The 21,477-nt window shown below is 70.2% G+C and carries 19 protein-coding genes; 12 read left to right on the top strand and 7 right to left on the bottom strand.

Annotated elements, in window-relative coordinates; all coding sequences use genetic code 11:
* Positions 1-192: 192 nt before the first annotated feature.
* Both OHA11_RS38925 and OHA11_RS38930 read left to right on the top strand, forming a co-directional pair.
* Positions 193-2,790: a YfhO family protein gene (locus OHA11_RS38925; RefSeq protein WP_266507759.1), complete on the top strand. Its 2,598-nt coding sequence runs from the start codon at positions 193-195 to the stop codon at positions 2,788-2,790.
* Between the two features lie 78 nt (positions 2,791-2,868).
* Positions 2,869-4,014 carry a Rieske 2Fe-2S domain-containing protein gene (locus OHA11_RS38930; RefSeq protein ID WP_266504510.1) on the top strand — a complete coding sequence of 382 codons (1,146 nt, stop codon included), beginning with the start codon at positions 2,869-2,871 and terminating at the stop codon, positions 4,012-4,014.
* Positions 4,015-4,036: 22 nt separating this feature from the next.
* Here the strand turns inward: OHA11_RS38930 and OHA11_RS38935 are convergent, their stop codons facing one another.
* Together OHA11_RS38935 and OHA11_RS38940 are read right to left on the bottom strand one after the other, a co-directional pair.
* The gene (locus OHA11_RS38935; RefSeq protein WP_266504513.1) at positions 4,037-4,792 is read right to left on the bottom strand and encodes a GntR family transcriptional regulator; all 756 of its coding nucleotides are present in this window, start codon (positions 4,790-4,792) and stop codon (positions 4,037-4,039) included.
* Positions 4,793-4,829: 37 nt separating this feature from the next.
* On the bottom strand, positions 4,830-5,786 hold the full coding sequence (locus OHA11_RS38940) for a glycoside hydrolase family 16 protein (RefSeq protein ID WP_266504519.1): 957 nt from the start codon (positions 5,784-5,786) through the stop codon (positions 4,830-4,832).
* Positions 5,787-5,975: 189 nt separating this feature from the next.
* On the opposite strand from OHA11_RS38940, the gene OHA11_RS38945 reads away from it, so the two are divergent.
* The 10 genes from OHA11_RS38945 to OHA11_RS38990 all read left to right on the top strand — a co-directional run bounded on the left by OHA11_RS38945 (position 5,976) and on the right by OHA11_RS38990 (position 16,359).
* Complete coding sequence (locus OHA11_RS38945) at positions 5,976-7,295, top strand: ABC transporter substrate-binding protein (RefSeq protein ID WP_266504521.1); 1,320 nt, start codon at positions 5,976-5,978, stop codon at positions 7,293-7,295.
* Positions 7,296-8,261: a carbohydrate ABC transporter permease gene (locus OHA11_RS38950; RefSeq protein ID WP_266504522.1), complete on the top strand. Its 966-nt coding sequence runs from the start codon at positions 7,296-7,298 to the stop codon at positions 8,259-8,261. It abuts the gene before it with no gap.
* Positions 8,258-9,079 carry a carbohydrate ABC transporter permease gene (locus OHA11_RS38955; protein WP_266504525.1) on the top strand — a complete coding sequence of 274 codons (822 nt, stop codon included), beginning with the start codon at positions 8,258-8,260 and terminating at the stop codon, positions 9,077-9,079. Before OHA11_RS38950 ends, OHA11_RS38955 begins: the two co-directional genes overlap by 4 nt.
* Positions 9,076-10,329: a 6-phospho-beta-glucosidase gene (locus OHA11_RS38960; RefSeq protein ID WP_266504528.1), complete on the top strand. Its 1,254-nt coding sequence runs from the start codon at positions 9,076-9,078 to the stop codon at positions 10,327-10,329. Before OHA11_RS38955 ends, OHA11_RS38960 begins: the two co-directional genes overlap by 4 nt.
* On the top strand, positions 10,326-11,270 hold the full coding sequence (locus OHA11_RS38965; protein WP_266504531.1) for an N-acetylglucosamine kinase: 945 nt from the start codon (positions 10,326-10,328) through the stop codon (positions 11,268-11,270). The genes OHA11_RS38960 and OHA11_RS38965 overlap by 4 nt, the downstream gene beginning before the upstream one ends.
* 72 nt (positions 11,271-11,342) lie before the next feature.
* Entirely contained in the window at positions 11,343-12,371 is a 1,029-nt protein-coding gene (gene argC, locus OHA11_RS38970) for an N-acetyl-gamma-glutamyl-phosphate reductase (RefSeq protein ID WP_266504534.1), read from the top strand.
* Between the two features lie 88 nt (positions 12,372-12,459).
* Positions 12,460-13,611, top strand: coding sequence for a bifunctional glutamate N-acetyltransferase/amino-acid acetyltransferase ArgJ (argJ, locus tag OHA11_RS38975; RefSeq protein ID WP_266504537.1), 1,152 nt, complete (start codon positions 12,460-12,462; stop codon positions 13,609-13,611).
* Entirely contained in the window at positions 13,608-14,606 is a 999-nt protein-coding gene (gene argB / locus OHA11_RS38980; protein WP_266504539.1) for an acetylglutamate kinase, read from the top strand. Before argJ ends, argB begins: the two co-directional genes overlap by 4 nt.
* On the top strand, positions 14,603-15,805 hold the full coding sequence (locus OHA11_RS38985; protein WP_266504541.1) for an acetylornithine transaminase: 1,203 nt from the start codon (positions 14,603-14,605) through the stop codon (positions 15,803-15,805). The genes argB and OHA11_RS38985 overlap by 4 nt, the downstream gene beginning before the upstream one ends.
* Positions 15,806-15,822: 17 nt before the next feature.
* Positions 15,823-16,359, top strand: a complete 537-nt coding sequence (locus tag OHA11_RS38990; RefSeq protein WP_200399437.1) for an arginine repressor — start codon at positions 15,823-15,825, stop codon at positions 16,357-16,359.
* A 217-nt stretch (positions 16,360-16,576) separates the two neighbouring features.
* Here OHA11_RS38990 and OHA11_RS38995 read toward each other — a convergent pair whose 3' ends face one another.
* The 5 genes from OHA11_RS38995 to OHA11_RS39015 form a co-directional block, all read right to left on the bottom strand.
* A complete protein-coding gene (locus OHA11_RS38995) occupies positions 16,577-17,314 on the bottom strand; it encodes an FAD:protein FMN transferase (RefSeq protein ID WP_266507760.1) in 738 nt (245 codons plus the stop codon).
* 79 nt (positions 17,315-17,393) lie between these two features.
* Positions 17,394-18,236: an FMN-binding protein gene (locus OHA11_RS39000; RefSeq protein WP_266504545.1), complete on the bottom strand. Its 843-nt coding sequence runs from the start codon at positions 18,234-18,236 to the stop codon at positions 17,394-17,396.
* Between the two features lie 19 nt (positions 18,237-18,255).
* On the bottom strand, positions 18,256-19,584 hold the full coding sequence (locus OHA11_RS39005; protein WP_266507761.1) for a ferredoxin reductase family protein: 1,329 nt from the start codon (positions 19,582-19,584) through the stop codon (positions 18,256-18,258).
* Positions 19,585-19,761: 177 nt separating this feature from the next.
* Positions 19,762-20,349 (bottom strand): pyridoxamine 5'-phosphate oxidase family protein, encoded by a 588-nt coding sequence (locus OHA11_RS39010; RefSeq protein ID WP_266504547.1) that lies wholly within the window; start codon positions 20,347-20,349, stop codon positions 19,762-19,764.
* Positions 20,350-20,524: 175 nt separating this feature from the next.
* Positions 20,525-21,388, bottom strand: coding sequence for a hypothetical protein (locus OHA11_RS39015; protein ID WP_266504549.1), 864 nt, complete (start codon positions 21,386-21,388; stop codon positions 20,525-20,527).
* Positions 21,389-21,477 lie beyond the last annotated feature (89 nt).

The raw sequence follows: 21,477 nt of genomic DNA on the forward strand, positions 1-21,477 counted from the left end.
TGGGCGCACAACCGATCGCCCGAACAATCCGTCTGAATCGGCGCATTGACAGCGCGCGGGGGCTACACCCCGGGACGGGGGTAGTCGGGAATGGATCGTTCGACCCCGCAAGTGGCCGCATTGCACACCGCGCCGAACCCGCCCGCCGATCCGCCGATCGACCGACCGCGCGGCGGCCCCGGGCCGCTCCGCCTGCTGCCCCCGGTCGGGCCGGCGCAGGCCGCCGCCCTGCTCGCGGCGGCGATCGCCGTCACCGTGCTCTGCGCGGGCGACGTCGTGGCCCGCAGCTATCCCTTCGGCCCCCGCACCCGGAGCGTCAACGACCTGGGCAACCAGTACGTGCCGTTCCACGCACACCTGTGGGATCTGCTGCACGGAAGGGGTGACGGCGGCCTCCTCTTCAACTGGCAGTCCGGATTCGGCACCGGTTTCCTGCCCGACCTCGGTACGTATCTCACCAGCCCGTTCGCGCTGCTCGTGGTGGTGTTTCCGCGGGACGAGATCGACCTCGCCGTGTACGTGATCACCGCGCTGAAGGTCGCGTCCGCCGGCGCCGCCATGGCCTGGCTGCTGCTCAGGCTGCGCCCCGGCCACTGGTGGGCGGCGGGACTGCTGGGCGCGTCCTACGCCCTGTGCGGCTGGACCGTGTCGACCGCCGCGTACAACCTGATGTGGCTCGACGGCCTCATCGCTCTTCCGCTGCTGTGCCTGGTCGGCGAATGGGCTCTGAAAGGACGGCGCCCGGTCCTCGGGGTGGTGGTCGTGGCGGCCGCCTGGATCGCCAACTTCTACACGGCCTATATGGCCACCCTCGCCGCCGGTCTCGTACTGCTGCTGCGGCTGTGGCTCTCCGATCTCCCACGCCGACGGAAGCTCGCCGCGGCGGGCCGGGCCGGCCTGACCGCCGCACTCGGTATGGGCCTGGCCGCGCCCCTGGTGGCGGTGGTGTACTTCGGCAGCTCGCACGCCTCGCCCGGCAGGTTCACACGGTTCGCTCCGGTGGGGACCGAGGTGCTGCTGGGCCGCCTGCTGCCGACGACGTACAGCTTCGGTTCGCCGCCGGTCTACGTCGGCATCACCGCGCTCGTGCTCGCCCTCGCCCTGCCCTTCCACCGGGCGGTCCCGCATCGGGTGCGCACCGGGTGGACACTGCTGGCGCTCGGCGTGACGCTGTCGATGCAGTGGGAACCGACGTATCTGCTCTGGCATGCCTTCGCCGCCCCGCAGGGCAGTTCGTACCGCCAGGCCTTCGTCGTGTGCGCGCTGCTGGTGATCGCGGCCTGGCACTCGCTCTCGTACGGCCCGCCCGACCGGCGGGCGCTGTGCGCGGCGGGCGCGCTGCTCACGCTGATCGCGGCCCTCGCCGGCGGCAGCGATGTGGTGCGGTTCTTCGCCTGGCCGGTGCTGCTCGTGGCCGCCGTGTGCGCGCTGGGCGGGCTGGCCCTGCTGGGCCGCGCGGGCGGCGGGTTCACGGTCCTGGGCGGGCGCCGCATCGCGCCCGCCGGACTCGCCGTGCTGCTGCTGATCGGCGGGCAGTTCGGCGAGGCCACCGCGACCTCCGCCGTGGCCACCCGGCTGCGGTTCGGGCACATGGACGACTACGCGCCCTGGGGTGACCGGCAGCAGCGGCAGACGGAGGTGATCGCCGAGGCCGACGGCTGGCCCCGGTACCGCACCGACCCGGGCCGCGAGCAGACCGTCGGCAACGACCCGCTGCTGGTGGGCGGCCAGGGCGCCCAGTACTACAGCAGCCACACCTCCGGCATCCTCAGCAGCACGCTCACCGCCCTCGGCGGCGGCTGGACCTCGGGCGGCCGCAGCCTGCAGAGCCTGGACAACGCTGTCACCGACGTGATCTTCTCCGTCGGCGCGCGGGTGCACTCCCCGCCCGATCCGCATCAGAACTGGTTCCCGCAGGACGGCAGCGAGGTGACCGTGACCCGGCAGGACGTGCCGCCGCTGGTGACGGTACGGCCGTACGCCGCCTCCGCGCGGACCCGCGTCGCCGCCTTCGGCCCGTCGCCGTACCGCAACCAGGAACTGCTCCTGGGCGCCCGCGTCTACACCGTGCCCCGTCTCACGCTGCGTACCGGCGCCGGGACACGGCCGGACCGCGGTGACGACGCGCGGCCGGGGCTGCGCATCGGTGCTCCCGCTCACGGGGCCGCCGCCCGCAAGCCGTCGATCACGGCCCGGTGTCCGGCGGGCAGCGAGGTGTATCTCTGGGCGCCCCACTTCTCGGGCACCGCGTGGCTCGCCGGTCCCTCCACCCACCTCCTGACCGGGCGGTTCAGGTCCGACCACCCCGTCACCAAGATCGCCTCCATGCAGCGACTCGGCACGGTCCCCGCGTCCGGGCGGTTGCGGATCTCGCTGTCCCCCGACAAGACGGGCACCGTCCCGGAAGGCGCGGTCGGCTGCCTGGACACCGCCCGGCTGGATACCGTCGTCCGGCGGCTCAAGGCCACCGGAGCCGCCGAGGTGACCGTCTCCGACGGCACGATCCGGGCGGAACTCCCCGCCGGCAGCCGCGGAACCGCTGTCGTCGCGGCGCCCCGGATCGCCGGTTGGCGCTGCGCCGCGGGCGGGGCTCCCGCGGTACCCGCCCGGGAGTACTACGGGCTGATCGCCGTACCCCTCGACGGCACCTCGACCAGCGTCACCTGCACGTTCCACCCGCCCGGTCTCCGGCTGGGACTGGCTGTCGGGGGTGTCGCGTTGGTGGGCCCGGTCCTGCTCGGCGTCCTGACCGCCGTGCGTCGGCGACGGGCCAGGGCGCCGGCACCGTGATGGTGGTTGGACGCCGGCCGCGTAGCCGCCTGATCACTTTCGGCGGTGCGCGGCCGGGGCACGCACTAGCATCGGGCCATGCGGATTCGGCGTAGTCATGACAACCTCTCCGGTCTGCCTCGTGATCCACGAGCCGACGAGTATCCGATGCCCTCCGTCCCTTCCGGGTGGTACGCCGTCCTTCGGAGCGCCGAACTGCGACCGGGCAAGGTCGTCAACCTGCACTACTTCGGACGTGCCCTCGTCGCCTTCCGCGGAGCGGACGGACGGCCGGCGGTGCGTGACGCGCACTGCCCGCACTACGGCGCGCATCTGGGGGTCGGCGGGAAGGTCGTCGACGGCACGGTGGTGTGTCCGTTCCACGGGTGGCGGTTCGACGCGGACGGCCGGTGTGTGAAGGCTCCCTTCGCGGAGCGGACCCCCAAGGTGTCCCTCGGCGGCTTCCCGGTGCGTGAGCACAGCGGGCTCGTCTTCGTCCACACCGGGCCGGGGGAGCCCTCGTGGGAGGTGCCGGAGATCCCGGAGGCCGGATCCGGGGACTTCGCCAAGCCGATCGACGACACCTGCCGGGCGCGCATCCACATCCAGGAGATGCGCGAGAACATCGTGGACGAGTCCCACTTCCACTTCATCCACGGCCAGAGCGAACCGCCCGTCCAGGACCTGCGGACGGACGGCCCCTTCGCCGAGGTCCGCGGCCGGATCCGCCGACGCGTGCTCGGCCGGGACATCGACAACACCTTCGACGCGTTCATGTACGGCCCGGGTGTCATGGTGGTCCGCGCCCACGGTCCCGTCCTGTCGGTGACCGCCGTCGCCCTCACCACTCCCGTCGACGACCGCACCAGCGAGATGCGGATGCTCTACTACGTCCGCAAGCCGTCCCTGGTCCCGTTCCTGACACCCGTGCTCAAGGCGGTCTTCCGCAGGGAGGCCCTGGGGGAGGTGCGCGAGGAGGTCCGGATCTGGGACCACAAGATCCACCGGGCGCGCCCGGTCCTCCTGCCCCACGAGAAGGGCATCAAGGCGCTGCGCCGCTGGTACGCGCAGTTCTATCCGGCCGAGGTTCCGCCTGCGGTTCCGCCCGAGGTTCCGCCTGCGGTCCTGCCCGAGGTGCCGGTCGAGGTCCGGGCCGAGGTTTTGCCCGCGGTTCCGGTCGAGCGACCGCGTGGCCTCGCCCCGAGTGCCGAGTTCGAGCCCCCGATGCGGATGAGGGGCAACTGAGGTCCGCCGGGCCGCCACTCCCTCAGGGCTGGGTCTGGACGAGACGCGGCGACCCCGAGGTGTCGGTGAGCGTGAGGCGGGACACCAGGCAGTAGCGGTCGCTGCGGTAGGCGGCGCGGGTGAACTCGAAGGCGCGGCCCTCCTGGTCGGTCGTGACGCGTTCCAGGGTGAGGACGGGAGCGCCCTCGCCGATTCCGAGGAGCGCGGCCTGCATGCTGTCGGCCGCGGCCGCCTCGTTGCGCTGCTCCGCCTCGGTCGGTACGACGCCGTAGCGGGAGCGGAGCAAGGCGTAGAGCGAACCGGATTCCAGGTCCGCCGGGTCGAGATCGGGGACCAGGGCGTGCAGGAGGTGGATGGTCTCCACGGCGATCGGAGTGGCATCGACCAGGCGCTGGCGTGCGATGCGCAGGATCGGCGTTGCCGCGTCCGTACGCAGTCGGCTGCCGATGGCCTGCCCGGCCGGCACGACCGAGTGGTTGAGGATGCGGCTGGTCCACGTGCCGGGGGCGGGGGGATAGGTGGCTCCGCCGTCGGCCGAGCCACCCAACACCCGTTGTGCGATCTTCGGTGCCGCCACGAAGACGCCCCGGCCGTGCTCACGGATCAGCCAGCCGTCGGCGATGAGTTCGTCGACGACGGAGCGCAGCGTCGGCCGGGACACCGAGAGTTCAGCGGCGATCTGTCGTTCGGCGGGGATGGCCTGGCCGACGGCCCGCGACTCGATCAGCGCGATCAGATGCTCCCGGATCCGGTCACGTTTTCTGAGGCTGGCCGTCATTCAGGTCGTCCCCCTGTGTCTTGGTCTATGCCTTGGTCTACGCCTTGGTGTAAACGCGCACGTAATCCACCAGCAGCGTAGCCGGGAACTGGGTGCTGCTATCCGGCGGACCCGGCCAGATCCCGCCGACGGCGAGGTTGAGCAGCAGGTAGAAGGGGTGGTCGAACGCCCAGCGTGAACCGGCGGGTATGTCGTCCTTGGTCACCTTGAAGTACTGCACGCCATCGAGCCGCCAGACGATCTCGTCGGGCGCCCAGTCCACCGAGAACAGGTGGAAGGCGTCGGCGAACTTGCCGCCACCGGGGCGCTGCACGGAGCCGCTGGGCCCGTTCTCGCCCGAGTAGCCTTCGCCGTGGATGGTGCCGTACAGGGTGCTCGGCTCGTTGCCGACGATCTCCATGACGTCGATCTCGCCGTTGCCGGGCCAGCCGGTGGAGTCGATGTCGTTGCCCATCATCCAGAACGCCGGCCACAGGCCCTGCCCGGCCGGGACCTTGATCTTCGCCTCGAACCGGCCGTACTCCTGCTCGAACTTGCCGAGTGTGGTGATCCGTCCGGAGGTCACGTCGCACGGGCCGTACGGGCAGTTCTCCATTCCGGGCAGCCTCTCGCGGCGCGCCGAGATGGCCAGGTTGCCGTTGCCGTCCTGGGAGACGTTCTCCTTCCGGTCGGTGTAGTACTGCCATTCCTCATTGCCCCACTGAGGCTCGCCGCCCCGGTCGTGGACCCACTTGGCGGGATCGGGCTTGGTGCCCCGGGCCTGGTTGAACTCGTCCCGCCAGGTCAGTTCCCAGTCGGCAGCAGCGGTGGCGCTGCCTGCGGTTGTCCGTTCCGCGTCACGGCTCTCGGTGCCGGCCCGGCGGGTGGCCGACGTGCCGTCGACGGCCGCGGAGGACTCGGTCCGCGGGGTCAGGGCCAGCGCGGAGGGGAGTGCGAACGTGCTCAAGGCCAGCGCGAGGGCGGCGGCTGCAGCGCGGCCGGTGGTGCGCCTCATGGTGCCTCCAGAGGTTCGGGGGGTTGACGCCGAGCACTCTGACAGGCCGGTCAGAAAGTGGTCAATAGATCTGACTCGGTAATAGGAAGCTTTCTTAACTGATCTCCCTCAAACCCTTGACTCCACCGGACAGCTCCTCTCAGACTGACTCAACTTCAGTGGTCAAAGAGTGGTAAGAAGGGTGTGGTCATGAAACTGACCCGAGTCGCGGTGGTCGCCTTGGCGGCCCTGCTCGGCACTGCCTGTACCCCCGGTGGGCCCGGCGACGAATCGGCCCAGGACGACAAGGGGCCGGTGACCATCACCTTCTGGCACCCCCTGAAGGACCCCAACGAGGTCAAGGCGGTCCGGGCCGCCCTGGACAAGTTCGAGGCGGCGCACCCCGGCACCACCGTCAAGGCCGTGCCCGCCCAGGACGCCGACAAGATCACCCAGTCGGTGCGCGGCGGCAATCCGCCGGACGTCGCGCTCTCGTTCAACGCCGAAAAGGTCGGCGCCTGGTGTTCCACCGGCGCCTTTCAGGACCTCGGACCGCGCATCGCCCGCGACAACGTCGACCTGAAGCAGATCCCGGCCGCCGTCCGCGCGTACACCGAGTTCCGCGGCAAGCGGTGCACCATGCCGCTCCTCGCCGACACCTTCGCCCTCTACTACAACAAGGACCTGCTGAAGAAGGCCGGTTACGACGCACCGCCCAAGACGATGACCGAACTGGCGCGGATGACGAAGAAGCTCAGCCAGGTCGGCCCGGACGGCAGGATCAAGGTGGCCGGGTTCATGCCGTTCCTGGGCACCTACCAGTCGGTGGCCGAGCACTTCACCCCGAGCTACGGCGCCAAGTGGCTCAAGCCCGACGGCACCGCCAACTTCGCCGACGACCCCGGATTCGCCGCCATGCTCAACTGGCAGAAGGACCTGGTCGATTGGTACGGCGCCGACAACCTCACCCGGTTCAAGGCCGGGCTCGGCGACGAATGGTCCGCTCAACACGCCTTCGAAACCGGCAAGCTCGCCATGATCGTGGACGGCGAGTGGCGCACCTCGTTCATCAAGAACAACGGCGACAAGGTGAACTACGGCACCGCGCCGATGCCCGTCGCCGACGACAAGCCGGATCTGTACGGCTCCGGCGCCATCGGCGGCAACGTCATCGGCATCCCCAAGGGCGCCAAGCACTCCGAAGCCGCCTGGAAGCTGGTGAAGTTCCTGTCCACGGACACCGACGCGCTCGTCACCTTCGCCGACGCCCTGCACAACGTGCCCACCACCCTGGCCGCCCTCAAGTCACCGAACCTGAAGCTGGCCAAGGACCCGCGGTTCAAGCCGTTCCTGGATGTGTTCGCCCACCCCAGCAGCTCTTCGCTCCCGGCCTCCGGCGACGCGGGGGCGTATCTGACCAACTTCGGGCTGTTCGCCGACAAATGGCAGAAGGGCAAGGTGCCCGACCTCGACAAGGCACTGCGCGAGCTCGCCCGGCAGAACGACGCCGCGCTGAAGCTGGGCTCGTAGATGACCGCCACCCTCACGCGCCGGGCTCCTGCCCGGTGGAAGGTCGTCCCGCGCAGGCGCGACCGCCGGGCACCGCTGTTCTTCCTCGCACCGTGGCTGATCGGCCTCATCGCCTTCTTCGGCTATCCGCTCGTGATGACGGTCTATCTGTCCTTCACCAGCTACACGATGCTCGACCAGCCCAAAGCCGTCGGATTCCGCAACTACGCCTACCTGCTGACCGAGGACCCCTTCCTGTGGCAGGCCGTCCGCAACACCGGCTGGTTCCTCGTGGTCATGGTCCCCACCCAGGTGCTCTTCGCACTCGGCGCGGCCATGGTGCTGACCCGCATCAGATCCGGCGCGGGCATCTTCCGCACCCTGTTCTTCCTGCCCTCCCTCGCCCCGCCGGTCGCCGCGACCGTGGCCTTCGTCTTCCTGTTCAACCCGGCCACCGGACCGGTCAACCAGGCCCTCGGACTGCTCGGCATCGAAGGCCCCCTGTGGTTCTCCGATCCGGGCTGGGCCAAGCCCGGCCTCGTCCTGCTCGCCCTGTGGGGCAGCGGCAACCTGGTCGTCATCCTGCTCGCCGCACTGCTCGACGTACCGGCCGAACTGAAAGAGGCCGCCGCCATCGACGGCGCCAACGGCCGGCAGGCGTTCCGGCACGTGACCGTCCCGACCATCTCGCCCGTCCTGCTGTTCGCCGTCGTCACCGGAATGATCGCCGCACTGCAGTACTTCACCCAGGCGGTGGTGGCGGGGTCGGTGGCCAGCGGCAGCGCCGACATCACCCCCTCCGCCCAGTCGCCCGGACCACCGGAGGGCTCCACGCTCACCCTGCCCTACTGGCTCTTCGTCCAGGGCTTCCAGCGGTTCAACATGGGCTACGCCTGCGCGCTCGCCGTCCTGCTGTTCGTGGTCTCGATGGCCTTCATCTCCCTGCTCCTGCACCGTCGTTCGGGATTCTCGGGGGGTACGGCATGAACCGCGGCCTGATCTGGATCGCCCGCCACTCGCTGGCACTCGCGCTAGCCGCGGGGTTCGTGCTGCCGATGGTGTTCATCGTGCTGACCGCGGTCATGCCCGAGCAGCAGACGATGACCGGCGACCTGTGGCCCACCTCCTGGCAGTGGTCCAACCTCGGCGAGGTCTTCGACCGGGCACCGCTGCTGACCTGGCTGCGCAACACGGTCGTCTACGCCTCGCTGATCACGGCCTTCACCCTGGTGTCCTCGGTACCGGCGGCCTACGCGCTGGCGCGCTACCGCTTCCGCGGCCGCAACGCCGCGTTCCTCCTGGTGATCGCGACCATGCTGCTGCCGCCGCAGGTGCTGATCGTCCCGATGTACGTCGTCTGGGCCGACCTCGGCCTGACGGGCAGCATCTGGCCCCTGGTCCTGCCCACGCTGTTCGGCGACGCGTTCGCGATCTTCCTGTTCCGCCAGTTCCTCCTGACCATCCCTCAGGAGTACGCGGACGCGGCACGCATCGACGGGTGCGGAGAGCTCAGAGTGCTGCTCAAAGTGGTCCTGCCGATGCTGAAGCCGGCCATCGCCGCGGTCGGCCTGTTCTCCTTCTTCTACGCCTGGAACGACTACTACGGGCCGCTGGTCTACCTGAGCGAGCGGCCCGAGCACTGGACGCTCTCGCTGGGACTCGCGTCGTTCAAGACCGTCCACGCCGTCCAGTGGAACCTCACCATGGCGGCCACGCTGATCGTCATGGCACCGCTGATCATCATCTTCTTCTTCGCCCAGAAAGCCTTCATCGAGGGCGTCACACTGACAGGAGTCAAGGGTTGAAAATCGCCGTGGTCGGAGGGGGCTCCACCTACACCCCCGAGCTCATCGACGGATTCGCGCGACTGCGCGACGAACTCCCCCTCACCGAAATCGTATTGATCGACCCCGATACCCCGCGCCTCGAACTGGTCGCCGCCATGGCCCGGCGCATGCTGGCCCGAGTCGGCCATCCGGCCCGGGTCGTGGCCACCGACAGCATCGAACAAGTCGCCGGTGCTTCAGCGGTGTTGCTGCAAATACGCGTCGGAGGACAGGCCGCACGCAACTCCGACGAGACACTGCCGCTGGAATGCGGCTGCGTCGGACAGGAGACCACCGGGGCCGGCGGGCTGGCCAAGGCCCTGCGTACCGTCCCCGTGGTCCTCGACATCGCCGAGCAGGTCCGGCGGTACGCCCCGGACGCGTGGATCGTCGACTTCACCAATCCGGTCGGCATCGTGACCCGGGCTCTGCTCGACGCGGGGCACAAGGCGGTCGGACTGTGCAACGTCGCGATCGGCTTCCAGCGCCGCTTCGCGGGCTTCCTCGGCGTCGACCCCTCCAGGATCTCCCTCGGCCATGTCGGCCTCAACCACCTGACCTGGATCCGCGAGGTCCACCTCGACGGCGCCGACGTGCTGCCTGCCGTGCTGGAGAAGCACGAGCCGGAACTCGCCGACCGAGTCGGCCTCCCCGCCGGACTGCTCCGCCGGCTCGGCATCGTCCCGTCGTACTACCTGCGCTTCTTCTACATCCACGACCGAGTGGTGGACGAGCAGCGCGGATCCCTCTCCCGCGCGGCAGCCGTCGCCGAGATGGAGACCAAGCTGCTGGAGCTGTACGCCGACCCGTCTGTGGACACCAAGCCGGCTCTCCTGGAGGAGCGCGGCGGGGCGTACTACTCCGAGGCCGCGGTGGCCCTCATCGTCTCGCTCCTCGACGACCGGGGAGACGTACAGGTGGTGAACCTCCGCAACAACGGCACCCTGCCCTTCCTTCCCGACGAGGCGGTCATCGAAGTCCCGGCGACCATCACCGCGCAAGGCCCCCGGCCCGTACCCGTGGCGCCGGTGTCCCCGCTGCTCGCCGGACTGATCTCCCACGTGTCGGCGTACGAGACGCTCGCCGTGGAGGCCGCACTGCACGGCGGCCGGGACCGGGTCTTCGACGCGCTGCTCGCCCATCCGCTGATCGGCCAGGTGCCACAGGCCGCCGAGCTCACCCGGATCCTCGTCGAGGCGGAACACGCCCACCTGGCGTGGACGACGTGAGGACGGTTCTCGCGGTCGACGGCGGGAACAGCAAGACCGCCGTCGCACTGCTGACCGAGGACGGCTCGGTGCTGGCGACCGGCCGGAGCGGCGGCTTTCGGCCGCACGGCGAGGGAATCGGCACGGCAGTCGACCGCATCGAGAACGCCCTCGGCCGCGTCCCGCATGTCGACCATGTCTCGGCATGCCTGGCCGGGGCGGACTTCCCCTTCGAGGAACAGGCCCTGACAGCGGAGATCGTCCGGCGCGGTTACAGCAACGACGTGACCGTCGTCAACGACACCTTCGCGCTGCTCAGAGCAGGGGCAACCACGGGTGTCGGGGTCGCCGTGGTATGCGGCGCCGGGCTGAACGCGGTCGGAGTGGCGCCGGACGGCAGGGTCGCCCGGTTCCCGGCCCTCGGCCGGATCAGCGGCGACTGGGGCGGTGGAGTCGACCTCTCCCACGAAGCCCTGTGGCACGCGGTCCGCGCCGAGGACGGGCGCGGCCCGGCCACGACCCTGCTGGACGCCGTGTGTACGTGCTTCGCCACTCATACGGCCGAGGAGGTCGTCCTGGCCCTGCACACCGGCGCGTTGCCGGCCGACCGCCTGCACGACCTGGTCCCCCCGCTGCTGCGCGCGGCAGCGGGGGGCGACCCGGTCGCGTACTCCGTCGTCGACCGGCAGGCCGCCGAGATAGCCGCGATGGGCATCGTGGCACTGCGCCGCCTCGACCTGATCGGGACACCGGCCGAGGTCGTCCTCGGCGGCGGCGTGATCGCCGCGCGGGAGCCGTTGCTCAGCGCCCTTCTGGAGGAGCGGTTCGCCGAGCGGGCACCGCTGGCCAAGCTGCTCATCACCGAAGCCCCGCCGATCGTGGGCGCGGCCCTGCTCGGCCTCGACCGGTTGGCCGCTCCGGACTCCGCGGCACGGCGGCTGCGCTCGGCCCTGGCCCACTGAGGCGCACCGGGGACAGCGATTGCATAAAACTGCGGCGAAACGTATAGTCATGCCATCCAAGAGGAGGGTTCCATGGCGGTACGTGCGGCAGTGGCCGGAGCGAGTGGGTACGCGGGCGGGGAGCTGCTGCGTCTGCTCCTGGCGCACCCCGAGATCGAGATCGGCGCTCTGACCGGAAACTCCAACGCGGGGCAGCGGCTTGGTGCGCTGCAACCGCATCTGCTGCCGCTGGCCGACCACGTACTTCAGGAGACCACATCCGAGGTCCTCGCGGGGCACGATGTCGTCTTTCTGGCGTTGCCGCACGGACAGTCCGCCGCCGTCGCCGAGCAACTCGGGCCTGACGTACTGGTCGTCGACATGGGGGCCGACTTCCGGCTGAAGGACGCGGCCGACTGGGAGCGGTTCTACGGTTCGGCGCACGCCGGGACCTGGCCGTACGGCCTCCCCGAACTGCCGGGCGCCCGCGCTGCGCTGGAGGGGTCCAAGCGCATCGCGGTGCCCGGTTGCTATCCGACGGCCGTCTCGCTCGCGCTCTTCCCTGCGTACGCCGCCTCTCTCGCCGAGCCCGAGGCCGTGATCGTCGCCGCCTCCGGGACCTCCGGAGCGGGCAAGTCGCCCAAGGCGCATCTGCTGGGCAGCGAGGTCATGGGCTCCATGTCCCCGTACGGCGTCGGCGGCGTCCACCGGCACACCCCCGAGATGATCCAGAACCTCGGCGCCGCCGCGGGCGAGCCCGTCACCGTCTCCTTCACTCCGACCCTCGCCCCGATGCCCCGCGGGATCCTCGCCACCTGTACGGCGAAGGCCCGCGCGGGCGTCACCGCCGAGTCCGTACGGGCCGCGTACGAGAAGGCCTACGCCGACGAGCCGTTCACGCACCTGCTGCCCGAGGGGCAGTGGCCCGCGACCGCGTCCGTCTACGGTTCCAACGCCGTTCAGGTGCAGGTCGCGTTCGACGCGGCAGCGCACCGGATCATCGCGATCAGCGCCATCGACAACCTCACCAAGGGCACCGCGGGCGGTGCCGTCCAGAGCATGAACATCGCCCTCGGGCTCGACGAGGCCACCGGCCTTTCCACGATCGGAGTCGCACCGTGAGCGACGCACGTGCAGCCGCCGGGCCGCAGACAACGACGAAAGCCGCACCTCTGCGCTGCACGGGCGGAGAAGCGAACAAGGAGTCACAGTGAGTGTCACCGCCGCCAAGGGGTTCACCGCTTCCGGCATCGCCGCCGGAATCAAGGAGAACGGCAACCCGGACCTCGCCCTCGTGGTCAACAACGGGCCCCGCCTCGCCGCCGCGGGCGTCTTCACCTCCAACCGCGTGAAGGCCGCGCCCGTCCTGTGGTCCGAGCAGGTCCTGAAGGGCGGTCAGGTCTCCGCCGTGATCCTCAACTCCGGTGGCGCCAACGCCTGTACGGGACCCAAGGGCTTCCAGGACACGCACGCGACCGCCGAGAAGGTCGCCGAGGTCCTCGGGCAGAACGCCGGCGAGGTCGCCGTCGCGTCGACCGGGCTCATCGGCCTGCTGCTCCCGATGGACAAGCTCCTGCCGGGAGTTGAGCAGGCCGCCGCCCAACTCTCCGAGCACGGCGGCGAGAAGGCCGCCATCGCCATCAAGACCACCGACTCCGTCCACAAGACCTCGGTCGCCGAGGGGGACGGCTGGACCGTCGGTGGCATGGCCAAGGGTGCGGGCATGCTCGCCCCCGGCCTCGCCACGATGCTGGTCGTCCTCACCACGGACGCCGACGTCGAGAGCGATGCGCTGGACAAGGCCCTGCGCGCCGCCACCCGTACGACCTTCGACCGGGTCGACTCCGACGGCTGCATGTCGACCAACGACACCGTGCTGCTGCTCGCCTCCGGAGCCTCCCAAGTCGCCCCGGACTACGCGGAGTTCGCCGAGGCCGTACGCAAGGTCTGTGACGATCTCGGCCAGCAGCTCATCCGGGACGCCGAGGGCGCGAGCAAGGACATCAAGGTCGAGGTGGTCAACGCCGCGAGCGAGGACGACGCCGTCGAGGTGGGCCGCTCCATCGCCCGCAACAACCTCCTCAAGTGCGCGATCCACGGCGAGGATCCCAACTGGGGCCGCGTGCTCTCCGCCATCGGCACGACCCGAGCCGCCTTCGAGCCCGACCAGTTGAACGTCGCCATCAACGGCGTCTGGGTCTGCAAGAACGGCGGCGTCGGCGAGGACCGCGACAAGGTCGACATGCGCTACCGCGAGGTCCACATCGTCGCCGACCTCGCCGCGGGCGCCGAGACCGCCACCATCTGGACCAACGACCTCACTGCCGACTACGTCCACGAGAACAGCGCGTACTCATCATGAGCAGTACCCGCAGGCACACCGCACTCCCCAAGGCCCAGATCCTCATCGAGGCGCTGCCCTGGCTGACACGGCACAACGGCAAGACGGTCGTCATCAAGTTCGGCGGCAACGCCATGATCGACGAGGACCTGAAGGCCGCGTTCGCGCAGGACGTCGTGTTCCTGCGCCAGGCCGGACTCAAGCCCGTCGTCGTGCACGGCGGCGGCCCGCAGATCAGCGCCGCCCTCGACAGGCACGGCATCGTCAGCGAGTTCAAGGCGGGCCTCAGGGTCACGACCGAGGACGCCATGGACGTCGTACGCATGGTGCTCGCCGGACAGGTCCAACGTGAGCTCGTCGGACTCCTCAACCAGCACGGACCGCTCGCCGTCGGACTCACCGGCGAGGACGCGCACACCATGACCGCCACCAAGCACCAGCCCGAGATCAACGGGGAGTTGGTCGACATCGGGCGGGTGGGCGAGATCACCGCGATCGACACGGGCGCGATCGAGGCACTGCTCGCCGACGGCCGGATCCCGGTCGTCTCGTCGATCGCCCGTAGCCAGGACGACGGACATGTCTACAACGTCAATGCTGATACGGCGGCTGCGGCACTCGCTGCGGCGCTGGGTGCCGAAACACTGATGGTCCTCACGGACGTCGAGGGACTCTACGAGGACTGGCCGAACTCCGACGAGGTCATCAGCCGGCTCACCGCGCGACAGCTGGAGAAGCTGCTGCCCGACCTGGCCACCGGCATGGTGCCGAAGATGGAGGGCTGCCTGCACGCCGTGCGCAACGGCGTGAACACCGCCCGCGTGATCGACGGCCGGGTCCAGCACTCGATCCTGCTGGAGATCTTCACCGACGAGGGCATCGGCACGATGGTCGTGCCGGACGCGGAAGAGACGGACGCGGAAGAGACGGACGCGGAAGAGACGAACACGGAAGAGCCGGACGGGCAAGGGCCGGACGGGCAAGAGCCGAACAGGCATGAGGGGGAAGCCGTATGACCGCCAACGAACAGCTCACCCAGCGATGGCAGGGCGCGCTGATGGACAACTACGGCACGCCGCGGCTGCCCCTCGTCCGCGGTGCGGGCACCAAGTTGTGGGACGCCGACGGCAAGGAGTACCTGGACCTCGTCGGCGGGATCGCGGTGAACGCGCTCGGCCACGCCCACCCGGCGATCGTCGAGGCCGTGAGCCGGCAGATCGCCTCCCTCGGCCATGTCTCCAACCTCTTCGTCGCCGAGCCGCCCGTCGCGCTCGCCGAACGGCTGCTCCAGCTCTTCGGACGGGACGGCCGGGTCTACTTCTGCAACTCGGGTGCCGAGGCCAACGAGGGCGCCTTCAAGATCGGGCGGCTCACGGGCCGCGGGCACATGGTCGCCACCCAGGGCGGTTTCCACGGCCGGACCATGGGCGCGCTCGCGCTCACCGGCCAGCCGGGCAAGCAGGAGCCGTTCCTGCCGCTGCCGGGCGACGTCACGCATGTGCCGTACGGGGATCCGCAGGCGCTGGCCGCCGCCGTCACCGAGGACACCGCGCTGGTCGTCATCGAGCCGGTCCAGGGCGAGAACGGCGTGATCGTACCGCCGCCCGGCTACCTCAAGGCGGCCCGCGCCATCACCGCCGCCACCGGCACGTTCCTCGTCCTCGACGAGGTACAGACGGGTGTCGGCCGTACGGGGCACTGGTTCGAGTACCAGGCCCACGAGGGTGTCCTGCCGGACATCGTCACGCTCGCGAAGGGGCTCGGCGGCGGGCTTCCGCTCGGTGCGACCGTCGCCTTCGGGCGGGCGGCGCAGCTGCTGAAGCCCGGACACCACGGCACGACCTTCGGCGGCAACCCGGTCGCCTGCGCCGCCGGACTCGCCGTCCTCGACACGATCGAGGCGGAGGGGCTGCTGGAGAACGTGAAGCGGACCAGCGAGAAGCTGCGGGAGGGAATCGAGTCCTTCGGCCACCCGTTGATCGATTATGTCCGGGGAGCGGGCCTCCTCCTGGGTATCGTGCTCACCGAGCCACTCGCGCCCCAGGTGCAGCAGGCGGCTCAGGACGCCGGTCTCCTGGTGAACGCGCCCGCCCCCGATGTCGTACGGCTGATGCCGCCGCTGAACGTGAGCGACGACGAGGTGGACGTGTTCCTGCGGGCCCTGCCCGGTGTCCTCGACCAGGCCCGAGACGCCGACGGGGACGGAGCATCCTGAGGAATGGGACGACGACGATGAGTCAGGCGCAGGACCACGAGCACGCGGGGCCCGCGGTGCCGCAGACCCGCACGGCACGCCACCGGCGGATCGTGGACATCCTCAACCGGCAGCCGGTGCGTTCCCAGAGCCAGTTGGCGAAGCTGCTCGCCGACGACGGGCTGAATGTCACTCAGGCGACGCTCTCCCGGGACCTGGACGAGCTGAACGCGGTGAAGATCCGCAACAACGACGGTGACCTGATCTATGCGGTGCCGAGTGAGGGGGGTTTCCGGACCCCCCGCGCGCCGCTGGGGGAGTCGGCGAAGGAGGAGCGGATGCGGAGGCTGTCCTCGGAGCTGTTGATCTCCGCGGAGGCTTCGGCGAACCTCGTGGTTCTGCGGACCCCTCCGGGGGCTGCGCAGTTTCTTGCCTCGGCGATTGATCAGGCGGAGTTGCAGGACATTCTCGGGACGATCGCCGGGGATGACACGTTGCTGTTGATCAGTCGGAATCCCACGGGTGGGCAGGCGTTGGCCGATCACTTGCTGCGGTTGGCTCAGAATCACCATTGAGGGTGGTGATTCGGGTGCGGGTGCGTGGGGGCTGGTCGCGCCCACGGTGGGGGTCCCCCGCTCGAGCGAAGCCGAGAGTGGGGGAGGAGCCGCAAAATGTCACAGCCCCACGCCCCTAAAAGCCCGGCCTCGGCTCAGGCGAAGTGCCAGGTCATCCGCGCCTTTGAAAACCCGCCTCCGCCCAGGCCGCCCGCGCGCCTGAAGGGATGACTCCGCCTCAGCCCAGGCGGTTCGCCAAGCCCCCCGTGCATCTGACCTCGTCGCCCGCCGTGATCAGTAGGGCCTCGACGTCCGGGAGGGATTCCAGCCAGGTCAGGGCCTGGCGGGAGCCCATCGCGAAGGCCGCCGTCGCCCAGGCGTCCGCCCAGGTGATGCGGGGGCCGACGACGGTCACGGCCACCAGGTCGGTGACCGCGGAGCGGCCGGTGCGCGGGTCCACGATGTGCGTGCCGCGCTCGGCGGAGCCCGAGGTGGCCACGGCCAGTTCGTCGACGCCGGCCGCGGTGACCACCGCGGCCAGACCGCCGGGCCGCAGCGGGTCGGAGACGCCGACCCGCCAGGGCCGGTGCGGCCCCGGCACGCCGTACATCTGCACGTCTCCGCCGCCGTTCACGCTCACGCCGGTCGCGCCGGCCGCGACGAGATGCCGGGCCACGCGCTCGACGCTCCAGCCCTTCACCATGCCGGTCGGGTCGACGACACCCGCGTACTTCGTGCTGAACCAGCCGTCGCTCAACCGCTCGGCCTCGGCGCACAGTTCGAGTACCTCGGCGACCTCCGGGTCGCACTGGGCGACGGTCAGTTCGCCGCGCGCGAGCCGGGAGATCTGGCTGTTCTCGCGGTAGGTGCTGAACACCTCGTCCACCGCGTGGAGTTGGGCCACGGCCTCCGCCAGCGCGGCCTGTACGGCCTCGGGTTCACCACCCCGTACGTCGAAGGAGAAGACCGTGCCCATCACCTCCTCCGCGTGCCGTACCGCCACGGGCGCCTCGGCGGATTCGGCGGATTCGGCCAGTTCGGCCGGCTCGGTGGGATCAGCCACCGGCCTGGTCCAGGGCCGACTGGAGGGACTTCTTGTAGCCGCCGCTGGTGTAGGTGGCGCCGGAGACCGCGTCGATGTCGGCACTGCCCGCCGCGACCGCGGCCTGGTTGAGCTTCGGCACCGCGTCACCGCTGATCTGGCTGCTGCGTCCGCCGCTGGGCTGCTGCACCGCCTCGGCCTTGGTGATCTTCCCGCCGTTGACGGTGATCCGGACCTGCACGGGGCCGTAGTCGGTCTGGACGGCCGTGCCCGTGACGGTCTTCGCCTGAGCGGCACCCCCACCGGTGGACCCACCCGTGGACCCGCCCGTTGAACCGCTCGCGTCGGCCGAGCCGCCGCCAGAGGTCCCGCCAGAGGTGCCGCCGGTCGCCGAGGACGAGCCGGCCTTGTCGAGGGCCGACTGGAGGGACTTCTTGTAGCCGCCGCTGGTGTAGGTGGCACCCGAGACCGCGTCGATGTCGGCGCTGCCCGTCCGGATCGCCGCCTGGTTGAGCTTGGGCACCGAGTTGGTGCTGACCTCGGTGCTGCGACCGCCGCTGGGCGCCTCGATGGCGGCGGCCGAGGTGATCTTGCCGCCGCTCATCGTGATACGGACCTGGACGTTGCCGTACTCGGTCTTGACGACGTCACCGGTGAGGGTCTCGTCCCCTCCACTGCCCGCGGCCTGTGCGCCTCCGGTTCCCTGGGGTGCGACCGACTGCTGCCCTTGCGGTGTGCCCTCGGCCGACGCGGACGCCGGGTCCGAGGAGGGCTTCAGCGTCAGCAGCAGCACGATCCCGGACACCGTGGCGGCACCGGCCAGCACGATACGTCGCAGGGGGTGGCTCTTCTTCATCGGTGCGGACTCCCGTTCGTCACAGCTCGAAGGACTCGTGATGGATGCGGCGGGCCGGCACGCCCGCGCCGCGCAGTGCGGTGTACGCGCCCTCGGCGAAGCCGGGAGGCCCGCACAGGAACACGTCGTGCTCGTCGATGTCGGGCAGCTTCCGGCGCAGCGTCTCCGGGTTGATGTCCGGGCGTTCCCCGTCGGGGCTGTTCACCGCGTACATCAGGCGGGCGCCGCGCTCGTCGGCGATCGCCGACAACTCGTCCCACAGCGCCAGGTCCTGCGTGCTGTTGGCCCGGTACAGCAGGGTGAGGTCGCCACGCTCGGCCGGCAGCGTCTCGAACAGCGCCCGCATCGGGGTGATCCCCACTCCGCCGGCCATCAGCAGCACCTTTCCGCGGCTGCGCCGGGACGCGGTCATCGCTCCGTACGGGCCCTCGGCCCACACCCGCGTGCCCCGCTTCAGCCCCTTCAGCGCGGTGCTGTGGTCGCCGAGCGCCTTGACCGTGATCCTGAGCAGACCGGGCCGGGGCGCGGCCGACAGCGAGTACGGGTGCGAGCTGAGCCGCATGCCAGGTGCCAGGAACCGCCAGCGGAAGAACTGCCCCGGCTCGGCACCGATGCGGTGCAGCCGCTTTCCGCTGATCAGCACGGAGACGATGCCGGGCGCCTCCTCGACGACCTCCTCGACCCGCATCCGGTGCCGCAGGTTCAGCCGGACCGGCGTGATCACCCGGTACCAGAGCACCAGCGCGGTCACGGTCCCGTACAGCGCGTACCAGGCCGTCGTGGCGGCGGGCTCGACCGCGAAGTCGTTGCCGGTGGACAGCTGGTGCCAGAACGACAGATACACGGTCACGTACGTGAGCAGGTGGATGTGGTACCAGGTGTCGTACGGGATCCGCTTGCGCAGTCCGCCGACGGAGATCAGGCCGATGAACAGCAGCACACCCGTACCGATGGCCGCCTTGCCCATGTCGGGCAGGGTGTTGACCGAGTCGATGGTCTGCTCGACGACCCCCGTGTTCGCCTGCAGGGCATACCCGTACATCGTGAGCCCGATGTGGGCGAGGGTGAGGCACAGCATGTACCGGCCGCTCATGGCGTGCCAGCGGGCGACGCGGTCGGAGCCGACCCGGCGTTCCAGCGCGGGCACCCGGGCCATCTGCAGGACCACGAGAGCCATCAGATACCCGGCGAGCAGACCGGTGATCCGGCCCGCGTTCAGGATCCGGCCCTTGTCGTCCGCGATGGACGGGGTGTTGCTCCACCACAGCCAGATCACACCCGCCGCGCCCGCCCACACGGCGATCAGCAACGGGATGGCGGGGGAGCGGCGAGGTCGGATACGGCGCATCGTCTGGCGCCGCGCTGCGCGACCGCCGGCGATCGTGCTCACGGTTCCTCCGTGGGGGACGGGAAAGGGAGTGGCCCCTTGGTCCAGTGGTACGTCGCGGGACGGCGGAGTGTTCAACGGCCCGCCGAGCAAGCCGTGAACTGGTGCGACTCGCGGTAACCCGAGGTGGTGCGGATCTCAGGAGGTACGGGGAGGCAGGGGCAACGGCAGCCCGGGCAGGCCGTCCAGACTGGTCGCCACGTGCTCCTTCTTCGTGAAGTACGCGTCCAGGGAGGCGTCGTCCTCACGCGCGAAGCGCTTGGCGTGCAGATCGCGGTCCTGCTCGTACGACATGGTGGGTACCGCGTAACCACAGGTGTCCCGGACGAGTTCGGCCGTCACGACGATGATCGCGCGCAGGCCGTGCGGCGTCGGGTCGATGTCGGGGAAACGCGTGAGGAGTTCCTCGAACCGCGGGTCGCCGCGGAAGACCGGCTCTCCCCGGCCGTGTACGCGGACGATGTTGGGCGGGCCCTGGAAGGCGCACCACATCAGGGTGATCCGGCCGTTCTCGCGCAGGTGGGCGATCGTCTCGGCGTTGCTGCCGGCGAAGTCCAGGTAGGCGACGGTGAGTTCGTCGAGGACCGCGAACGAACCGGTCAGGCCCTTGGGTGAGAGGTTGACCGTGCCGTCGCCCGACAGGGGCGCGGTCGCGGTGAAGAAGATGGGCTGCGCCTCGATGAACGTACGCAGGCGGCCGTCAATGCGCTCGTAAGTCTTTCCCATGTCTAACGATTATGGGCGCAATTCCTTCGTCTGTCTAAGGAATTGCGCCCATGGTGGGGGAATGTGGTTTCCCGGTGATCCCCGGGGCCCGCGGGCCTTGCGGTCCGCGGGCCCCGGAGTCGCCCCGGTCGGCGTGCGGGGCGCCCGTGGGGGGACGTCGGTTACTTGTCGAGGGCTACTTGTTGAGCGTGCAGGGGGCGAGCGCGTCGAGTCCTTGGGGCTTGGCGGCGGTGCGGCCGATGGCGGTGGCGATGCGGTTGATGGTCGCGACGCGCTTGTCCTTGAGGGGGCCGACGATGGCGTTCTGGGCGAAGTTCGCGCCGCCCTGGCCGACGGTGTCGACGAGGCGCTTGTTGGCCTCGGCGATCTGCGTGTCGAGGAGGGCGAGGTTGCGGTCGACCTCGGCCTTCGCGGAGGCGGGGATCGCGGGCAGGCTCGGGGCGACGGCCGGGCAGCTCACCGTGCCGGCCGCGTTCGTGTTGCCGGTGTTGCCGGTGTTCCCGGTATTGCCCGTGTTTCCGGTGTTGCCGCCCGCCTGCTGAGTGGGGGACGCGCTCGGTGACGCCGCGGCACCGCTTCCGGCCGCCCCGCCCGCGTTGAGCGTGCAGGGGGCGAGGGCGTCGAGTCCTTGGGGCTTGGCGGCGGTGCGGCCGATGGCGGTGGCGATGCGGTTGATGGTCGCGACGCGCTTGTCCTTGAGGGGGCCGACGATGGCGTTCTGGGCGAAGTTCGCGCCGCCCTGGCCGACGGTGTCGACGAGGCGCTTGTTGGCCTCGGCGATCTGCGTGTCGAGGAGGGCGAGGTTGCGGTCGACCTCGGCCTTCGCGGAGGCGGGGATCGCGGGCAGGCTCGGGGCGACGGCCGGGCAGCTCACCGTGCCGGGGGACGCCTTGGTATTGGCGGCCTGGCTGTTGCCGCTCTTGGACGTCTCTCCGGCCAAGGCCGATCCGGCGATCACGGCTCCTGACAACGCCACCGCGGCCACGCCGCCGATGATCGCCACGCGGCGCTTGTTGTACTTCGGAAGAGCCCTGGACATGCGAGTGCCTCACTTGGGTCAGAGGTGGGTTGACAAACGCGGCGCCGGCGTTCGGGGTGGAGTACGGGAAAGCGGTTTCTTGCGTTCAA

It is taken from the genome of Streptomyces sp. NBC_00878 (assembly GCF_026341515.1).
GTDB lineage: Bacteria > Actinomycetota > Actinomycetes > Streptomycetales > Streptomycetaceae > Streptomyces.

What these genes read in the sequence shown, in the direction of transcription:
- OHA11_RS38940 (WP_266504519.1), bottom strand. Translation starts at nt 5,786, where the DNA reads ATGAGGCGCACCACCGGCCGCGCTGCAGCCGCCGCCCTCGCGCTGGCC.
- argB (WP_266504539.1), top strand. Translation starts at nt 13,608, where the DNA reads ATGAGCAGTACCCGCAGGCACACCGCACTCCCCAAGGCCCAGATCCTC.
- OHA11_RS38955 (WP_266504525.1), top strand. Translation starts at nt 8,258, where the DNA reads ATGAACCGCGGCCTGATCTGGATCGCCCGCCACTCGCTGGCACTCGCG.
- OHA11_RS38985 (WP_266504541.1), top strand. Translation starts at nt 14,603, where the DNA reads ATGACCGCCAACGAACAGCTCACCCAGCGATGGCAGGGCGCGCTGATG.
- OHA11_RS38950 (WP_266504522.1), top strand. Translation starts at nt 7,296, where the DNA reads ATGACCGCCACCCTCACGCGCCGGGCTCCTGCCCGGTGGAAGGTCGTC.
- OHA11_RS39000 (WP_266504545.1), bottom strand. Translation starts at nt 18,236, where the DNA reads ATGAAGAAGAGCCACCCCCTGCGACGTATCGTGCTGGCCGGTGCCGCC.
- OHA11_RS38945 (WP_266504521.1), top strand. Translation starts at nt 5,976, where the DNA reads ATGAAACTGACCCGAGTCGCGGTGGTCGCCTTGGCGGCCCTGCTCGGC.
- OHA11_RS39005 (WP_266507761.1), bottom strand. Translation starts at nt 19,584, where the DNA reads ATGCGCCGTATCCGACCTCGCCGCTCCCCCGCCATCCCGTTGCTGATC.
- OHA11_RS39010 (WP_266504547.1), bottom strand. Translation starts at nt 20,349, where the DNA reads ATGGGAAAGACTTACGAGCGCATTGACGGCCGCCTGCGTACGTTCATC.
- OHA11_RS38995 (WP_266507760.1), bottom strand. Translation starts at nt 17,314, where the DNA reads ATGGGCACGGTCTTCTCCTTCGACGTACGGGGTGGTGAACCCGAGGCC.
- OHA11_RS38935 (WP_266504513.1), bottom strand. Translation starts at nt 4,792, where the DNA reads ATGACGGCCAGCCTCAGAAAACGTGACCGGATCCGGGAGCATCTGATC.
- OHA11_RS38990 (WP_200399437.1), top strand. Translation starts at nt 15,823, where the DNA reads ATGAGTCAGGCGCAGGACCACGAGCACGCGGGGCCCGCGGTGCCGCAG.
- OHA11_RS39015 (WP_266504549.1), bottom strand. Translation starts at nt 21,388, where the DNA reads ATGTCCAGGGCTCTTCCGAAGTACAACAAGCGCCGCGTGGCGATCATC.
- argC (WP_266504534.1), top strand. Translation starts at nt 11,343, where the DNA reads ATGGCGGTACGTGCGGCAGTGGCCGGAGCGAGTGGGTACGCGGGCGGG.
- OHA11_RS38930 (WP_266504510.1), top strand. Translation starts at nt 2,869, where the DNA reads ATGCGGATTCGGCGTAGTCATGACAACCTCTCCGGTCTGCCTCGTGAT.